At 45.5% G+C, this 15251-nt stretch carries 18 protein-coding genes; 4 read left to right on the top strand and 14 right to left on the bottom strand.

What is annotated here, in order from left to right:
* From AB4161_RS09715 to fkpA, 9 genes are all read right to left on the bottom strand, one after another.
* Positions 1-272: GTP-binding protein (locus AB4161_RS09715; protein ID WP_372083270.1), on the bottom strand; the 272-nt coding region annotated here is incomplete at its 3' end.
* 147 nt (positions 273-419) lie between these two features.
* Positions 420-2516 (bottom strand): elongation factor G, encoded by a 2097-nt coding sequence (fusA, locus tag AB4161_RS09710; protein ID WP_017061101.1) that lies wholly within the window; start codon positions 2514-2516, stop codon positions 420-422.
* Between the two features lie 166 nt (positions 2517-2682).
* Entirely contained in the window at positions 2683-3153 is a 471-nt protein-coding gene (gene rpsG, locus AB4161_RS09705; RefSeq protein ID WP_010435163.1) for a 30S ribosomal protein S7, read from the bottom strand.
* A 107-nt stretch (positions 3154-3260) separates the two neighbouring features.
* Positions 3261-3635: a 30S ribosomal protein S12 gene (gene rpsL / locus AB4161_RS09700; protein ID WP_004737194.1), complete on the bottom strand. Its 375-nt coding sequence runs from the start codon at positions 3633-3635 to the stop codon at positions 3261-3263.
* A 182-nt stretch (positions 3636-3817) separates the two neighbouring features.
* Positions 3818-4093, bottom strand: coding sequence for a sulfurtransferase complex subunit TusB (tusB, locus tag AB4161_RS09695; RefSeq protein ID WP_372083269.1), 276 nt, complete (start codon positions 4091-4093; stop codon positions 3818-3820).
* A gap of 8 nt (positions 4094-4101) precedes the next feature.
* On the bottom strand, positions 4102-4458 hold the full coding sequence (gene tusC / locus AB4161_RS09690) for a sulfurtransferase complex subunit TusC (protein WP_017063710.1): 357 nt from the start codon (positions 4456-4458) through the stop codon (positions 4102-4104).
* Positions 4455-4844: a sulfurtransferase complex subunit TusD gene (tusD, locus tag AB4161_RS09685; RefSeq protein ID WP_017063709.1), complete on the bottom strand. Its 390-nt coding sequence runs from the start codon at positions 4842-4844 to the stop codon at positions 4455-4457. Before tusD ends, tusC begins: the two co-directional genes overlap by 4 nt.
* On the bottom strand, positions 4838-5563 hold the full coding sequence (locus AB4161_RS09680; RefSeq protein ID WP_004729851.1) for a transcriptional regulator: 726 nt from the start codon (positions 5561-5563) through the stop codon (positions 4838-4840). The genes tusD and AB4161_RS09680 overlap by 7 nt, the downstream gene beginning before the upstream one ends.
* Before the next feature lie 205 nt (positions 5564-5768).
* Positions 5769-6545 carry an FKBP-type peptidyl-prolyl cis-trans isomerase gene (gene fkpA, locus AB4161_RS09675; RefSeq protein WP_017061105.1) on the bottom strand — a complete coding sequence of 259 codons (777 nt, stop codon included), beginning with the start codon at positions 6543-6545 and terminating at the stop codon, positions 5769-5771.
* A gap of 131 nt (positions 6546-6676) precedes the next feature.
* Here fkpA and AB4161_RS09670 point away from each other — a divergent pair, with 131 nt between their 5' ends.
* Together AB4161_RS09670 and AB4161_RS09665 are read left to right on the top strand one after the other, a co-directional pair.
* Positions 6677-7654, top strand: a complete 978-nt coding sequence (locus AB4161_RS09670; RefSeq protein ID WP_372083272.1) for a WD40 repeat domain-containing protein — start codon at positions 6677-6679, stop codon at positions 7652-7654.
* Positions 7655-7659: 5 nt separating this feature from the next.
* Positions 7660-7887, top strand: coding sequence for a SlyX family protein (locus tag AB4161_RS09665; protein WP_009848930.1), 228 nt, complete (start codon positions 7660-7662; stop codon positions 7885-7887).
* 180 nt (positions 7888-8067) lie between these two features.
* Here AB4161_RS09665 and AB4161_RS09660 read toward each other — a convergent pair whose 3' ends face one another.
* From AB4161_RS09660 to kefG, 5 genes are all read right to left on the bottom strand, one after another.
* The gene (locus tag AB4161_RS09660; protein ID WP_017061107.1) at positions 8068-9033 is read right to left on the bottom strand and encodes an isoaspartyl peptidase/L-asparaginase family protein; all 966 of its coding nucleotides are present in this window, start codon (positions 9031-9033) and stop codon (positions 8068-8070) included.
* Positions 9034-9250: 217 nt separating this feature from the next.
* The gene (gene slyD, locus AB4161_RS09655; RefSeq protein WP_017061108.1) at positions 9251-9841 is read right to left on the bottom strand and encodes a peptidylprolyl isomerase; all 591 of its coding nucleotides are present in this window, start codon (positions 9839-9841) and stop codon (positions 9251-9253) included.
* A 94-nt stretch (positions 9842-9935) separates the two neighbouring features.
* Positions 9936-10136: a YheV family putative zinc ribbon protein gene (locus tag AB4161_RS09650; RefSeq protein ID WP_029235422.1), complete on the bottom strand. Its 201-nt coding sequence runs from the start codon at positions 10134-10136 to the stop codon at positions 9936-9938.
* Between the two features lie 156 nt (positions 10137-10292).
* Complete coding sequence (gene kefB / locus AB4161_RS09645; RefSeq protein WP_017061110.1) at positions 10293-12089, bottom strand: glutathione-regulated potassium-efflux system protein KefB; 1797 nt, start codon at positions 12087-12089, stop codon at positions 10293-10295.
* Positions 12076-12660, bottom strand: coding sequence for a glutathione-regulated potassium-efflux system ancillary protein KefG (kefG, locus tag AB4161_RS09640; RefSeq protein ID WP_048659151.1), 585 nt, complete (start codon positions 12658-12660; stop codon positions 12076-12078). Before kefG ends, kefB begins: the two co-directional genes overlap by 14 nt.
* 174 nt (positions 12661-12834) lie before the next feature.
* Here kefG and AB4161_RS09635 point away from each other — a divergent pair, with 174 nt between their 5' ends.
* Positions 12835-14757 (top strand): ABC transporter ATP-binding protein, encoded by a 1923-nt coding sequence (locus tag AB4161_RS09635; protein ID WP_372083268.1) that lies wholly within the window; start codon positions 12835-12837, stop codon positions 14755-14757.
* Entirely contained in the window at positions 14754-15224 is a 471-nt protein-coding gene (locus tag AB4161_RS09630; protein ID WP_017066206.1) for a TIGR02444 family protein, read from the top strand. Before AB4161_RS09635 ends, AB4161_RS09630 begins: the two co-directional genes overlap by 4 nt.
* The last annotated feature ends 27 nt before the right edge of the window (positions 15225-15251 follow it).

Here is a 15251-nt window from a genome sequence, read left to right as displayed (position 1 = left end):
TTTTTAACATAATCCGCGTGTCCTGGACAATCTACGTGTGCGTAGTGACGTGCTGGAGTGTCGTACTCAACGTGAGAAGTTGCGATTGTGATACCGCGCTCACGCTCTTCTGGAGCGTTATCGATAGATGCGAAATCTTTAGCAACACCGCCGTATACTTTTGCAAGAGTAGTACAGATAGCAGCAGTTAGAGTTGTTTTACCGTGGTCAACGTGGCCGATAGTACCAACGTTTACGTGCGGTTTCGTACGTTCAAATTTTTCTTTAGACACAATCGTGTTCCTTCCTAGTTATGATTCGCCACGTTCATTATTGAGCGAGACGCGCCAGAAATTGCTATTTTATGCGCCAACTCTCGTTAGCGCAATATTTGGACGCATTGTTCTTTCAAAAAATGAAAAAAAATGCCTTCCTTTTGTTTAACCACGCTCTGCAATGATTGCTTTTGCAACATTGTTAGGCACTTCAGCGTACTCACTAAACTCCATAGAGTAAGAAGCACGACCTTGTGTCGCAGAACGTAAATCAGTTGCGTAACCGAACATGACAGACAACGGAACTTGTGCACGAATTATCTTCAGGCCAGCTGTCCCCTCGTCCATACCTTCGATGATGCCGCGACGACGGTTAATATCGCCAACAACGTCACCCATCCAGTCTTCTGGAGTAGTTACTTCAACTTTCATCATAGGCTCAAGCAGAACCGGTTGCGCTTCAAGTGCACCCGTTCTGAAAGCCATAGAGGCAGCGATTGTAAACGCCATCTCACTTGAATCTGTTTCATGGTAAGAACCATCATATAGTGTAGCTTTGATATCCAAAACTGGATAGCCAGCAAGCACACCATTGTTCATCTGCTCTTCAACGCCTTTAGCAACTGAAGCGATAAACTCTTTCGGTACGATACCATTGGCAATTTCATCCACAAAGACAAAGCCTTCGCCAGCTTCTGATGGTTCTAGTTTCAGCCATACGTGACCGTACTGACCTTTACCACCATGTTCACGGATAAATTTACCTTCCGCTTTCGCTGTACCACGAATAGTCTCACGGTAAGCCACTTGCGGGTTACCAACGTTGCAGTTCACGCTAAATTCGCGCTTCATACGGTCAACGATGATATCTAAGTGTAGTTCACCCATACCAGAAATCAGAGTCTGGCCAGTTTCCGCATCCATATCAACGCGGAACGATGGGTCTTCCGCTGCTAGTTTACCTAGAGCGATAGTCATTTTGTCTTGATCAGCTTGAGAGCTTGGCTCTACAACGATCTGAATAACTGGGTCTGGGAACTCCATGCGCTCAAGAACAATCTTATGGTTCTGGTCACAAAGGGTTTCACCAGTAGTCACATCTTTCAGGCCAATGATGGCTGCGATGTCACCTGCTCGTACTTCTTTTACTTCTTCTCGCTTGTTTGAGTGCATTTGAACAATGCGACCTAAGCGTTCACGTTGTTTCTTCACAGAGTTATAAGCTGTTTTACCGCTTTCAACAACACCAGAGTAAACACGGATGAAAGTTAAAGTACCAACGAATGGGTCTGTTGCAATCTTAAATGCTAGCGCTGAGAACGGTTCTTTGTCGTCTGCGTGACGCTCTGCTTCGTTCTCATCTTCATCGATACCTTTAATTGCAGGTACATCGACTGGAGAAGGAAGGAAATCAACAACTGCATCTAGAACAGCTTGTACACCTTTGTTTTTGAATGCACTACCACAAGTAGCAAGTACGATTTCATTATTAAGGGTACGAGTACGAAGACCTTGTTTGATTTCAGCTTCTGTTAGTTCACCTTCTTCAAGGTACTTATCCATCAGCTCTTCATTTGCTTCTGCAGCAGCTTCAACAAGTTCTGTACGATATTCTTCAGCCATTTCTTGCATGTCTGCAGGAATATCTTCGTACGTGAAAGTCATGCCTTGGTCAGCTTCATTCCAGTTAATTGCCTTCATCTTGATAAGATCGACAACGCCTTGGAAGTTTTCTTCAGCACCAATGTTCAGTTGAATTGGAACAGGAGTTGCGCCTAAGCGGTCCTTGATCTGTTCAACTACGCGCAAGAAGTCAGCGCCGGTACGGTCCATTTTATTAACGAAAACCATACGTGGAACTTGGTACTTATCAGCTTGACGCCATACTGTCTCTGACTGAGGTTCAACACCAGATGAGCCACAGAACACAACAACTGCACCATCAAGCACACGCAGAGAACGTTCTACTTCGATTGTGAAGTCAACGTGTCCAGGAGTGTCGATGATGTTAATACGGTGGTCCGAGAACTGAGCTTCCATACCACGCCAAAACGTAGTGGTTGCTGCTGAAGTGATCGTAATACCGCGCTCTTGCTCTTGCTCCATCCAGTCCATGGTTGCTGCACCATCGTGAACTTCGCCGATTTTGTGAGAAAGACCGGTATAGAACAGAATACGTTCACTTGTGGTTGTTTTACCTGCATCTACGTGAGCAACGATACCGATATTACGGTATTGCTCTATAGGAGTTTTACGAGCCACGGTTGAATCCTCTTATTAGAGACTTAGGGACTATTGCTATGTCTAGATTAGGCGTTAAAAACGATGCTTCGCTAAAAATTGCTTGCCCTAGAAATAGCAATAGTTCCTAGCATAAGCATAGGAACTAAAGAAGTGCTGCAAGGAACCTTGCAGCACTAAAAAGGTATTACCAACGGTAATGTGCGAACGCTTTGTTTGCGTCAGCCATGCGGTGAACGTCTTCACGTTTCTTAACCGCAGTACCTTTGTTCTCAGACGCGTCTAGCATTTCAGCAGCTAGGCGTTGAGCCATAGATTTTTCACCACGCTTACGCGCAGCTTCAACTACCCAACGCATAGCAAGAGCGTTACGGCGAACCGGACGAACTTCTACAGGTACTTGGTAAGTTGAACCACCTACACGGCGAGATTTAACTTCTACCGCTGGGCGAACATTTTCAAGAGCTTCTTCAAATACAGCTAAGTGGTCTTTACCAGACTTCTCAGCCATTGAATCTAGTGCAGTGTAAACGATTTTTTCTGCAGTAGATTTCTTTCCGTCAACCATAAGGATGTTAACGAATTTTGCCAGCAATTCAGATTTGAACTTAGGATCTGGAAGGATCTTACGCTGACCTATTACGCGACGACGTGGCATGGATATTCTCCGTTGTCTTCTTCAGGTTTTTTCCAAAACTTTTCAGAATAATAAATAAAATAGTGTTTGGCCTTACTTAACGATTTCTTTTTAAAAAAGAGAATCAATTAAGACTTAGGACGTTTCACACCGTACTTAGAACGACCTTGTTTACGGTCGTTAACGCCAGCACAGTCAAGTGCGCCGCGAACAGTGTGGTAACGAACACCCGGAAGGTCTTTTACACGACCGCCACGGATTAGTACAACACTGTGCTCTTGTAGGTTGTGGCCTTCACCGCCGATGTACGAAGTTACTTCGAAACCGTTAGTTAGACGTACACGACATACTTTACGTAGTGCCGAGTTAGGTTTTTTAGGTGTAGTAGTGTAAACACGAGTACATACACCACGTTTTTGTGGGCACGCTTCTAGTGCAGGCACGTTGCTTTTAACAACTTGCTTTACACGAGGTTTGCGAACCAACTGGTTAATAGTTGCCATTAACTAGCTCCTGAAATTTACTTGAAAGTAAGCTTTGTGAAAAATCTATCCCTAATCACAAGTCGTAATTAGGGACGCAAAATTCTATTCAGCAGTGGGAGGTGTGTCAAGAAATATACAGATCTTTTTTAGCCGTCTAGAGCTCAGGATGGTCTACTTTTAACCAAACTGATAAAACACAGCTACCAAGTGACTGATTTGTCGTTCAAAACCGTCAGTTTAACGAAGCCATCGAAGTCAACTTGATCAATGGTACTTGAGACAAGTAGTTGTAAACCTCGGCTATCGAGATCTGGTTTTAACACCGACACCTGCTCTACTGCGCAGATTTGAGTGAATAACTCATGATTGGGAAGGCAAACATACACCGCATCTTCCACCAAAAGATACTGATCTTGTGGCTGAGAATAGGTCAATGCGAGTTTAAGTTTGTCGATTGATTTTACAATATGAAGCATAGCGTCCCCTAGAAAGTCAGTATCTGTTGGCACTGAGCTAACTTCTGCGTTAACTCGTCGGCTTCAACGGTGGTCACATCGATCAGCAGGTTGTCTGCTGAAAGACCAAACTGACTCAGACTACGCTGACACACATACACCTGTTCGATGTCGTACAGGTCCATAAGTTTGAATGCAGAGATGTAGTCACGCGATAGTGTTTCGTCGGGCTGCTGCGCTTTGAGAAGCTGTGTCACGCCATCGCCAACAAAGAACACGGCAATGTCTTCACTATATGCGGACGCAGCAAGCAGGGCGTCTAACCCTTCTCTACCCGCAGCGGTCGTATGAGGGAAACTGTTAAATATAAAGGCTAACTTTCTCAAAACTGCACAACCCTATCTTGCGTTAGTAGCGCTTCCGATAAGCTCCCTAATCCGGCTTGAGTAAATCCAGTGGCTAGGTTAGAGGCACTTAGTTGATGTTGCTCTGCTTCTTCAGAGCTAATCACTCCGCGTCTTAGCGCAGCTGCCACACAGGTTTCAAGGCTAACATCGTGTTCATCAGCCAGCTTTTGCCAAGCAGAAGCTAAATCAAATTCATCGTTAGCCGGTACGGTAAGGTCTGAGCCGTTACTCACGCCATCTTGATAGAAGAACACACTGTGAAGTTTGTGGCCCTGTTTAATCAGAGCCACGGCAAACTGGTAGGCACTTCTTGCTGACTGTGAGCCATAGACTGGCCCATTCACTAGGAGTGTATAGCTTAGCAACCCTCTTCATCCTCTGTTTTACGTTGGCGGATGTATAGGTACACGGTGTGCTTAGAGATGTTCAGTCGCTCAGCAACGCGGTTGATCGCGTCTTTAATATCGAAAATACCTTTGTCGTACAGCTCCATCACGATCTGACGGTTCTTAGTATTGTTCGATACCGATTTGTCAGCGTTAATTTCTTCAATGGTGCGTTCAACCGTTTGGTCGACAAGTTCTTCAACGTCACTAGCGAAGTTAACCGATGATGCGGCTTCGTCTGCGTCTTGTGTAGGCATGAACGATTGCAGCACTTGTGAGAATGGCGCGTCTAGATTCACGTTAATACACAGTAGGCCAATCACTCGGTCTTCACCGTTGCGGATAGCAACCGTGATCGACTTCATCAACACTCCGCCTTTAGCGCGAGTGAAGTATGAACGTGAGAAGTTACGCTTAGAACCTTCAATATCTTTTAGCATCTTCAATGCAAGATCGGTAATCGGCGAGCCAACCTGACGACCTGTATTTTCGCCGTTGGCAATTTTAATCGCAGAAGTATTGAGGTCTTCTAAAGAGTGCAAAACGATTTCACAAAACGGACCAATAAGGCTCGCAATACCGTCAACAACGGCCTCATAAGATCTTAGAATGATTTTATCGTGTTCACTGAATGGCATAACGTGGACTGATTCCATTTCAAGTAACACATCTGCATTGACTGTTTCTGTAGTAGTCACTTATTCCTTACCTTCGTGTGAAAAATCAACAAATTTATGTAAGTTTATCAGAAAATTTTAATTGCACACCTAGCTAACATTGCAACTAGTGATTTAGAACAAGTTTAAAAATCAAATACTCATCTTCAAATCATAAAAAAAGCCTAACTCAAAGTTAGGCTTTTTATTCAATCAACGTATTTTAGTACGAGGCTTTTAACCGATATTACTGTGCAGGAGCTGCTTCAGCGTTATCGATGTTTAGTAGTTCTACTTCGAATACTAGCGTTGAGTTAGCTGGGATAGTCGGTGTGTCTTGCTCACCGTATGCTAGCTCTGGCGGGATAACGAACTTGTACTTAGAACCAACTTGCATCAGTTGTACGCCTTCAGTCCAGCCTGGGATTACGCGGTTTAGTGGGAATGTTGCTGGTTCACCACGATCGTAAGAGCTGTCGAACTGAGTACCGTCTGTTAGAGTACCTTTGTAGTGTACTTGAACCGTATCAGTGTCTTTTGGAGAAGCACCTTCACCAGCAGTCATTACTTGGTAAAGTAGACCAGATTCAGTTTGCTTAACGCCTTCAGTTTTAGCGAACTCAGCGCGGAAGTCATCACCGGCTTTCTTCACTTCTGCAGATTTTTCTGCCGCTTGTGCTTGCATCGTTTCAGCAACACGCTTGTCTAGAGCTTCAAGAGCTGCGCGAGTTTCTTCTTCGTTCAGTGCAGTTTTCTCTGCGAATACGTCTTCGATACCTTGAAGAACCATATCTTTGTCTAGGTTAATACCTAGCTCGCTTGGCTTATCAATGCTTGTGCTTAGGTAGTTAGCGAAAGATACGCCGATTGCGTATGCCGCTTTGTCGTCTTCTGTTTTAAAGTTTACTGCTTCAACTTTAACTTCTTCAACCTGTGGAGCTTCTGCCTTTGGTTCTTCTTTCTGACAACCAACTGCTAGCATAACCGTTGCGGCAAGCAGTGATACTTTTAAAACTGATTTCATTGAATTCTCCAATTAATGGCCAAGCCATTGGTTATTGTGCACAAATCTAATGATTAGATTGGTGTGAATACGTTAGTTATAACAATATACTAGTCATATGTCTTTCGACACAAACCGGATTATTAGATGTGATGCGAATATTTTTCCACTCATTGCTATGTACAATTGTCATCGCCTTGTTAAATGGATGTTTTTTCTTCCAAGATGATGAGCAACGTTGGGAAATTGAACCCAATGGTACCACCAGCTTTGCCCTTAGCAGAGATGGACGCTTCGCCCTGCTCTACTCTCAGAAAAAACAACTATTGCTTTGGGACCTTGCCGAAAACAAAGAGTTAGCTCAACTCGGCCCACAAGATCAATTAGAAAACCAAGTATCGCGTATCCGTATCTCGGACAATGGCCGCTTTGCCATTACCGCAAGCCAGATGAACTTCGCCGTTTGGGACCTCTCTTGGACTCAAGCACAAGGGCTTTGGTCTATCTCCGATGGCTTAATTCGCGATGTCGATATCTCTAGCAATGGTGAAAAAGTATTGCTTGGCCTGTCTAATGGCAAAGCGATCTATGTGGACTTAGTCACCGGACGCCGTCTTGAGTTCCTTGCTCACCGAGAAAAAGTTAATTCTGTTTCCCTTTCTTCCAATGGTCGCTACGCATTATCAGGTGGCAACGACTATAAAGCCTACCTGTGGGATACCGAGTCAGGCTTGGTATTACGCACCTTTGAGCATGAACAAAGAGTAGTACGAGTCGCGCTACAACGCGATGGTGAACTGGCTTTTACCTCTGATGGCGGCAATCAAGCGATGATTTGGGATCTTGAAACGGGCGAACCTCAAGCGCAATTGCAAAGCTGGTCTCGACAGTTGATTTTTTCGAGTGCTCGTTTTTCTGATGACGGCAGCATGTTGGTGACGGGCACGCCATCCAGCCAAGTGAGTGTGTGGAATACTCAGGATGGCAAACGAATTTCTCGCCACGATGCTGAGCCACTAAAAGATGCTCGCCCTCCTCGTGCGGTAGTGTATGATGCAGCCTTTGATGATAAGAACCGTGTGATATCGGGCACCTCTGCGGGCATTGCCCAAGCTTGGAATGTGGATTAAGAACGATGACAGAAAAGCGAGTTGAACAACTAGAAAGCCGCGTAAATGACCTAGAGTGTCAGCTAGCTTTCCAAGAACAGACCATTGAAGAACTCAATGAAGCGCTTAGCCAACAACAAATGTTAATCACGAGAATGCAAGATCAGATGAAGTTCGTGGTTGGCAAAGTAAAAAATATGGATGGCTCTAATCTAGCTGACGCATCAGAAGAGACGCCACCTCCACACTATTAAGTGCGGTTCAAAATAACCAATTAAATCTAACGACGCATATCGTTAGTTTCTCGTCCTCAATGTGTAAACACATTTCAGGACGGGACATAGAAAACTAAAAGGGCGACAGATACTTATCTGTCGCCCTTTTGTTTATTTCATCTCAGTGAATAAGCTAAAGCCAATTAAGCCGATACCAACTTAGTCGTCGGCATAAATCTTCACTTCAACACGACCTTGAGTATCAACGCTTGCACGATACATTCCTGAGCTGTTCATACCAAAATGTATATCGCCTTGGCCATCGATAGCGATCAAGCCACCTTCTCCACCCATGGTTTTCAATTCACCTTGAATGATCGTTTCACAAGCGGTGTGCACATCTTCTTTCAGATAACGCATTCGTGCTGCGACATCACTGGCGACCATTTTACGTAGGAAGAACTCACCCATCCCGGTTGTTGAGACGGCAACATTGCCATTTTCAGCGATGGTTCCTGCACCAATGATCGGAGAGTCACCCACACGACCGTATTTCTTATTGGTCACGCCACCGGTACTGGTTGCTGCCGCTAAGTTACCCGCTTGGTCTAATGCGACCGCACCAACCGTGCCGTACTTTTTATCGTCAGGGTATTTCTCAGCTTGCTGTTCATCATATTTCGCTTCAGACAGAGCAAAGATGCCTTTCTCTTTCATCGACTGAAGTTGGTCATAGCGGCGCTCAGTAAAGAAGTAGTCTTGCTCGGTAAAGGTGTAGTCATGCTCAAACGCAAACTTCTCGGCACCTTCACCAATCAGCAACACATGGTCGCTTTTCCGCATCACATCACGTGCAAGCTCAATTGGGTTTTTGATATGGCGAACGCCTGCAATAGCACCTGCATCCATTTCGCGGCCATGCATCACAGAAGCGTCCATCTCAACAAATTCATCATGCGTTAAAACAGAGCCCCTACCGGCATTAAAGTGCGGGCTGTCTTCCATCACCTTAACCGATGCCACTACCGCATCCAGAGCATCACCACCCGATTGCAATATTTGATAACCAGCCAAAACCGATTTTTCCAAAGCCTCGGTAATACCCGCTTTTAATTCATAGCTCATTTGCTCGCGCAAGATGGTTCCTGCACCACCATGAATGGCAATTGAAAAAGGCTGTGACATACAAACTCTCCACTGACGTCGTCTTATAATGTTGTGCTATCAATACCACATCCATGGTTCGATGTCTGATAACGAAAACCAAACTTTTACGAATGCTTAGATCTGCGGACACTTAGTTTGGTAGAGAAAAGCGAGGTCAAAAAGCGAGACTCCTAAACGCAAAAAGCCTCCACAAGGGAGGCTTTCAAGATTCTTAAACTAAACCGTTAATTCGGTATTAGTGAGAACCACAGCTACCGCCGCCGCAGCAGCCGTCTTTTTTCTCTTCACCGTGGTCATGGCCTTCGCCACCACAGCAACCGCCTTCGTGGTCATGATCGTGGTCGTGACCGCCACAGCCGCCTTCTTGGTGTACGTGACCGTGTTGAACTTCTTCTTCAGTCGCTTCACGAACCGCTACAACTTCAACGTCAAACGTTAGAGTTTGGCCAGCTAGCATGTGGTTACCATCAACAACAACTTCGTCGCCATCTACTTCAGTAACTTCAACTGGGATTGGACCTTGGTCAGTATCCGCTAGGAAACGCATGCCAACTTCGATTTGCTCAACACCTTGGAATACGTCAGCAGGAACACGTTGAACTAGTGCGTCGTTGTGTTCGCCGTATGCGTCTTCTGGAGTAACAGTTGCAGAGAACTTGTCGCCAGCTACTTTGCCTTCAAGCTCTTTTTCAAGACCTGTAATTAGGTTGTTGTGACCGTGAAGGTAATCTAGTGGAGCTTCTGCAGTTGATTGGTCAACTACTACGCCATCTTCAAGTTTCACTTGATATGCAACACTAACTACTACGTTCTTTTCAATTTTCATGAGAGCTCCAAGGAGGTTTGGACTAAGCTCGAACAGTTGAGCTTAGGAAAAATTCTGTACCGGGATATTATGGGGATCAATCAACGAAACTCAATCATTCTGGCTTAAAAATACCGATCATTTCTTGATTCGCGTGTTCAGATTTCTCTACAGTTTTCGGTTTACGCTGTTCTGTGAAGTCACAATCGACACATTCCACCAGCTCGATATTATTTTCAATCCACCAACGGAGTGTGTCTTGAGTGTTGCAACTTGGGCAGCTTGCCCCTGCGATAAAGCGTTTTTTCTGTTTCACGTTCATATCCTTTACTGCTCTGGATTCGCGGTTCTTCCCACTCACTTTATTGATAAGTTAAGCAGAGACCGCGTTTATTATTAGGTTAGTTCTATAGTCTGTTATTTCTATGCCCAAGCTCTATTTCTAAGCTCAAGCATGAGTTATCACTTCAAGCTACTGCCAATAGTTTCGAGATTGGTGATCGTTTTCCATCTCGTGTCCAAAGATCTCTTCAAGTTCTTTACGAGCCTCTTTCGCTCTTTGGGCTAACTCGGCATCTTCGTTATGCTGAGGCAGCAACTCTTTCAGCATACCATTATCCAACTTTCTAAAGTGTGCTTCTGCTCGCTTCGCTTTATATGGATGCATGCCAAGTTCAGTCAATGTTTGACGACCTAAATCCAATGCTCCAAGGAAGGTTTCACGCGAATAGTTACTCACACCGTGGTTAAGTAGTTGATACGCTTCAACACGGCTTCGTGCACGCGCCAAGATCTTTAAGCGTGGGAAGTGCTGCTTACATAAATCGACGGTTTTCATGATTTCATCTGGGGAGTCAGTACACAACACAATCGCCTCTGCTTTATCAGCACCGGCTGCGCGTAATAGCTCTAGGTGAGTCGAGTCTCCGTAAAACACCTTGTAGCCGAACTTTCTAAGGATGTGTATTTGGCTGGCATCACTTTCAAGGACAGTGATACGAATCTTGTTGGCATACATCAGACGACCAATGATCTGACCAAAACGACCAAAGCCCGCAATAATCACTCGAGGGCTGCGATCAACCACATCCGAAGACATCGCACTTTCACTGATTTGATTAAGCTGACGTGCAAAGAATCGGTCTTGCAGTTTAAGCATCAATGGCGTGGTCACCATAGAAAGGCTCACAACCACCAGTAAGAACGACACTTGTTCGCCACTTAAGATGCCTTGAGCGCTCGCCGCAGTAAAAATAACGAAAGCGAACTCACCACCTTGGCTAAGGATCATCGCCATTCGGCTGCGTGCTTTAGCTTGAGTGCCGAAGATACGAGCCAGCGCATACAGCACCAAACCTTTCAATACGACTAGCGACGACACTGCAATAAGTATTGCGAATGGGCTTTCTGCCAGTAGACCTAGGTTTACCGCCATACCCACAGAGATAAAGAACAGACCAAGCAGTAAACCTTTGAATGGATCAATCGCGATCTCAAGCTCGTGTCGATATTCACTTTCAGCCAGAAGGACGCCCGCCAAGAAAGTACCTAATGCCATCGATAAGCCAATCTGCTGCATGATGACGGCAATACCAATCACCAATAACAACGCTGCAACCGTGAAAAGCTCACGGACACCGCTCATCACTACGTATCGGAAAAGTGGTCTCAACAAGAAGTGGCCACCGACCAGTAGGCCAATCACGCCACCCAGCATCCACAGCATGTCAGCCCAGCTACCGCCGGTATTACCCGCAAGTAGAGGCAACATTGCTAGCATTGGAATAACAGCGATATCTTGGAAAAGCAGTACTGCAAAGCCCGACTGCCCTGCTTCTTTGCCGCCGAGCTCTCGCTCTTCAATAACGCGTAAAGCAATGGCTGTCGAAGACAACGCTAAACCCATACCTATTACCAGGCTGGTTTGCCAAGTTAATCCAAATAGACAGGCGATGGCGGTAATAATCAGAGTGGTGATCAGCACTTGTGCGCCACCGAGTCCTAGAATCGGCGCTCGCATCTGCCACAGTTTTTTCGGATTAAGTTCGAGACCAATCAAGAAGAGCAGCAGTACCACCCCGAATTCGGAGAAGTGTAGAATCGCTTCGACATCACTGATTAAGCCAAGTCCCCAAGGGCCAATCGCGACACCAGCTAACAAGTAACCGAGAACTGAACCCAAGCCAGCTCGCTGCGCGATAGGAACCGCAACCACAGCAGCCGCTAAAAATATAACGCTACTTTGTAGAAAATCATTAGTCAGAGCCATCATCTGCTCCTATATCTTGTAGCGGGTCTCGCAACCAATTTCGATACGCTTCTGCGTGTTGGTAACGCGTCATATCGGTAACATTTCGTGCCCAGTGTAAAACCAAAGGGGATATCCAATTCATCTGACACAAAGCAGCGGTAAGCTCGAATGGTTGCAAAATCTCTTGTAATGGATATTTATTATAGCCTGCGGCACCAAACGCCTCTTCTTTACCACCGGTTGTGATAACGCTACGCCAGTGTTTGCCCTTAAGTGCGCTTTGCTCACCAAAGGCAAAACCCTTACCTAACACGCGATCAAACCACTCTTTCAACAACGAAGGACATGAATACATAAACAAAGGGTGTTGGAACACAATCACATCATATTCAAGCAGCAACTCATGCTCGGAAGGCACATCAATAAAGAAGTCCGGATAGATGGCGTAGAGATCGTGGATTTTGACATTCCCAAGTGACTCTATCTTTTTAACCATGATCTGGTTAGCGATAGAGGTTTGCGGCTCAGGGTGCGCATAGATGACCAGCACCTTTGGCACGGGTTTGTCTGTCGAGGGAGTATTACTCATTCCTTTGAAACATTCCTTTGAAGGCTAAACGGTGGCAAGGCCACAAGAATTTAAGCAAAAGTTATTAATATGTTATTGGCATCATAACGCAAATTGCATTGTGATCGACTTTTATCTGGTTTCAGCCTACTATGCAGGCGTCTGTTCACCTCTAATTTCTATGCTATTTCAATTATGATTACTTTCTCTGATATTCAATTGCTACGCGGCGGTAAGCCACTCCTCGACCAAGCATCTGCGACTTTTCACCCTGGCGACAAGATCGGTTTGGTTGGTAAAAACGGCTGTGGTAAATCTACGCTATTCGCCTTAATTAAGGACGAACTGTCTATTGATGCAGGCTCATTCAGCAAACCTGCCCATTGGGAAATGGCTTGGGTTGCTCAAGAAACACCAGCATTAGAAAGAACAGCAATTGAATACGTGATTGATGGTGACCGTGAATACCGCGGCCTTGAAGATAAACTAGAGAAAGCTGAACAGGCCGACAACGGCACCTTGGTCGCAGAGATCCACGGCAAGATTGAAACCATTGGTGGCTACAGCATCAAGGCTCGCGCTGCCGAGCTGTTAGACGGTCTAGGCTTTAGCCAAGAACAAATGGCGTGGAACCTGACTCAATTCTCAGGTGGTTGGCGTATGCGTTTGAACCTAGCGCAAGCCCTACTGTGTCGCAGTGACCTACTGCTACTCGATGAGCCTACCAACCACTTGGATTTAGACGCAGTAATGTGGCTAGAGCGTTGGTTACAAAGCTACCCTGGCACGCTAGTGCTTATCTCGCACGATAGAGACTTCTTAGACCCTATCGTCAACCGCATCGTGCACGTTGAAAACCAACAGCTCAATGAGTACACGGGTAACTACTCATCGTTCGAAACCCAACGAGCGCAAAAACTGATTCTGCAACAAGCGATGTACCAAAAGCAGCAGAAACAGATGTCTCACATGCAGAGCTACATTGACCGTTTCCGTTACAAAGCTTCAAAGGCTCGCCAAGCGCAAAGCCGTATTAAAGCGCTAGAGAAAATGGAACAAGTGCTGCCTGCTCAGTTTGATAATCCATTCAGCTTTGAATTTAGAGAACCAGACGCACTACCAAACCCAATCATGATGATGGATGAAGTATCAGCGGGCTATGATGACAATCTGATTCTAGAAAAGATTCGCTTGAACCTAGTACCGGGCAGTCGTATTGGTTTGCTTGGCCGAAATGGCGCTGGTAAATCAACACTGATTAAACTGCTTTCTGGCGAACTGAAACAGCAAGGCGGTGAACTGAGTTATTCGCAAGGCGTTAAGATTGGTTACTTTGCACAGCACCAGTTAGAAACGTTGCACCCAGAAGAAACACCGCTGCAGCACATGATGCAGATTGCCCCTAAACACACCGAGCAACAATTGCGTGATTACCTAGGTAGCTTCGGTTTCCAAGGTGAAAAAGCACTTGATAAAGTAGCACCCTTCTCAGGTGGTGAAAAAGCGCGTTTAGTTCTGGCGCTACTGGTATGGCAAAAACCAAACCTGTTGCTACTCGATGAACCAACCAACCACTTGGATCTCGACATGCGTCAAGCGCTGACTTTTGCCCTGCAGACATTTGAAGGCGCAATGGTTATCGTATCGCACGACCGTTACCTACTGCGTGCGACTACCGATGATTTATACCTTGTACACGACCGCCAAGTAGCACCGTTTGATGGTGACTTAAGCGATTACTACAAGTGGCTAACCGAACAGCAGAAAGTTGAGCGCAAAGAAGCACAAGCATTGGCACCAGCAAAAGACGGCGCCAACAGTGCAGCAGCGAAAAAAGAGCAGAAACGAAAAGAAGCCGAGTTCCGTAAACTGACGGCACCACTTCGTAAAAAGCTCACTCAATTTGAAAAGCAGATGGATAAATTAACGCAGGCTCTTGAAGAAGCCGAACAAGAATTATCCGACACTTCACTGTATGAAGCTGAAAATAAGGCTAAACTGAATAAAGTACTCGCTCTCCAAGCGAGCAGTAAGTCACAGCTAGAAGAAGTTGAAATGGATTGGATGTCCACTCAAGAAGAGCTTGAGCAGATGGAACAGGATATGGATAGCTTATGAGTCCAGAGCACGCCCCAATATCACTAACACTGGAACGACTATGGCAATTTAGCCTTCAGTATTACAGTGTGCGCGGTGTAAAGGATGCGTGCTTAGCTTTGCAAAACCAGTTCCACGGCAACGTCAATCTACTGCTGCTTCTCAAATGGCTTGATGAGCAGCAATTGTCTTTTGCTGAAGAAGAGTGGCATAAAGTTCAACAGTGTTTGAGCCGCTCTGAAACCCTGCTTCATAGCTATCGAGAGCTACGTAAACATCTCAAAGCACACGTTGTCGACTCTCTATACCGTGAAGCGCTAAAGTTTGAGTTACAGCTTGAAAAGCAACAACAGTCCGATCTGGTCGACTGTATAAACTCCCTACAACTTTACGCTAACCAGCAATCACCGCTCACTTTTCAGTACTGTCGTTTATTAGGGGCTGAAAACCTCTGCGACGCTTTTTCTGAACCAGCACCACAGCCCTAGCTCGTTCTCTTTCCCTTTTATTCAATC

This window comes from Vibrio sp. 10N.286.51.E5, assembly GCF_041469125.1.
Taxonomy (GTDB): Bacteria; Pseudomonadota; Gammaproteobacteria; order Enterobacterales; family Vibrionaceae; genus Vibrio; species Vibrio crassostreae_C.
The sequence above is the reverse complement of the archived record's forward strand: the minus strand, read 5'-3'. Positions and strand labels throughout refer to the sequence as shown.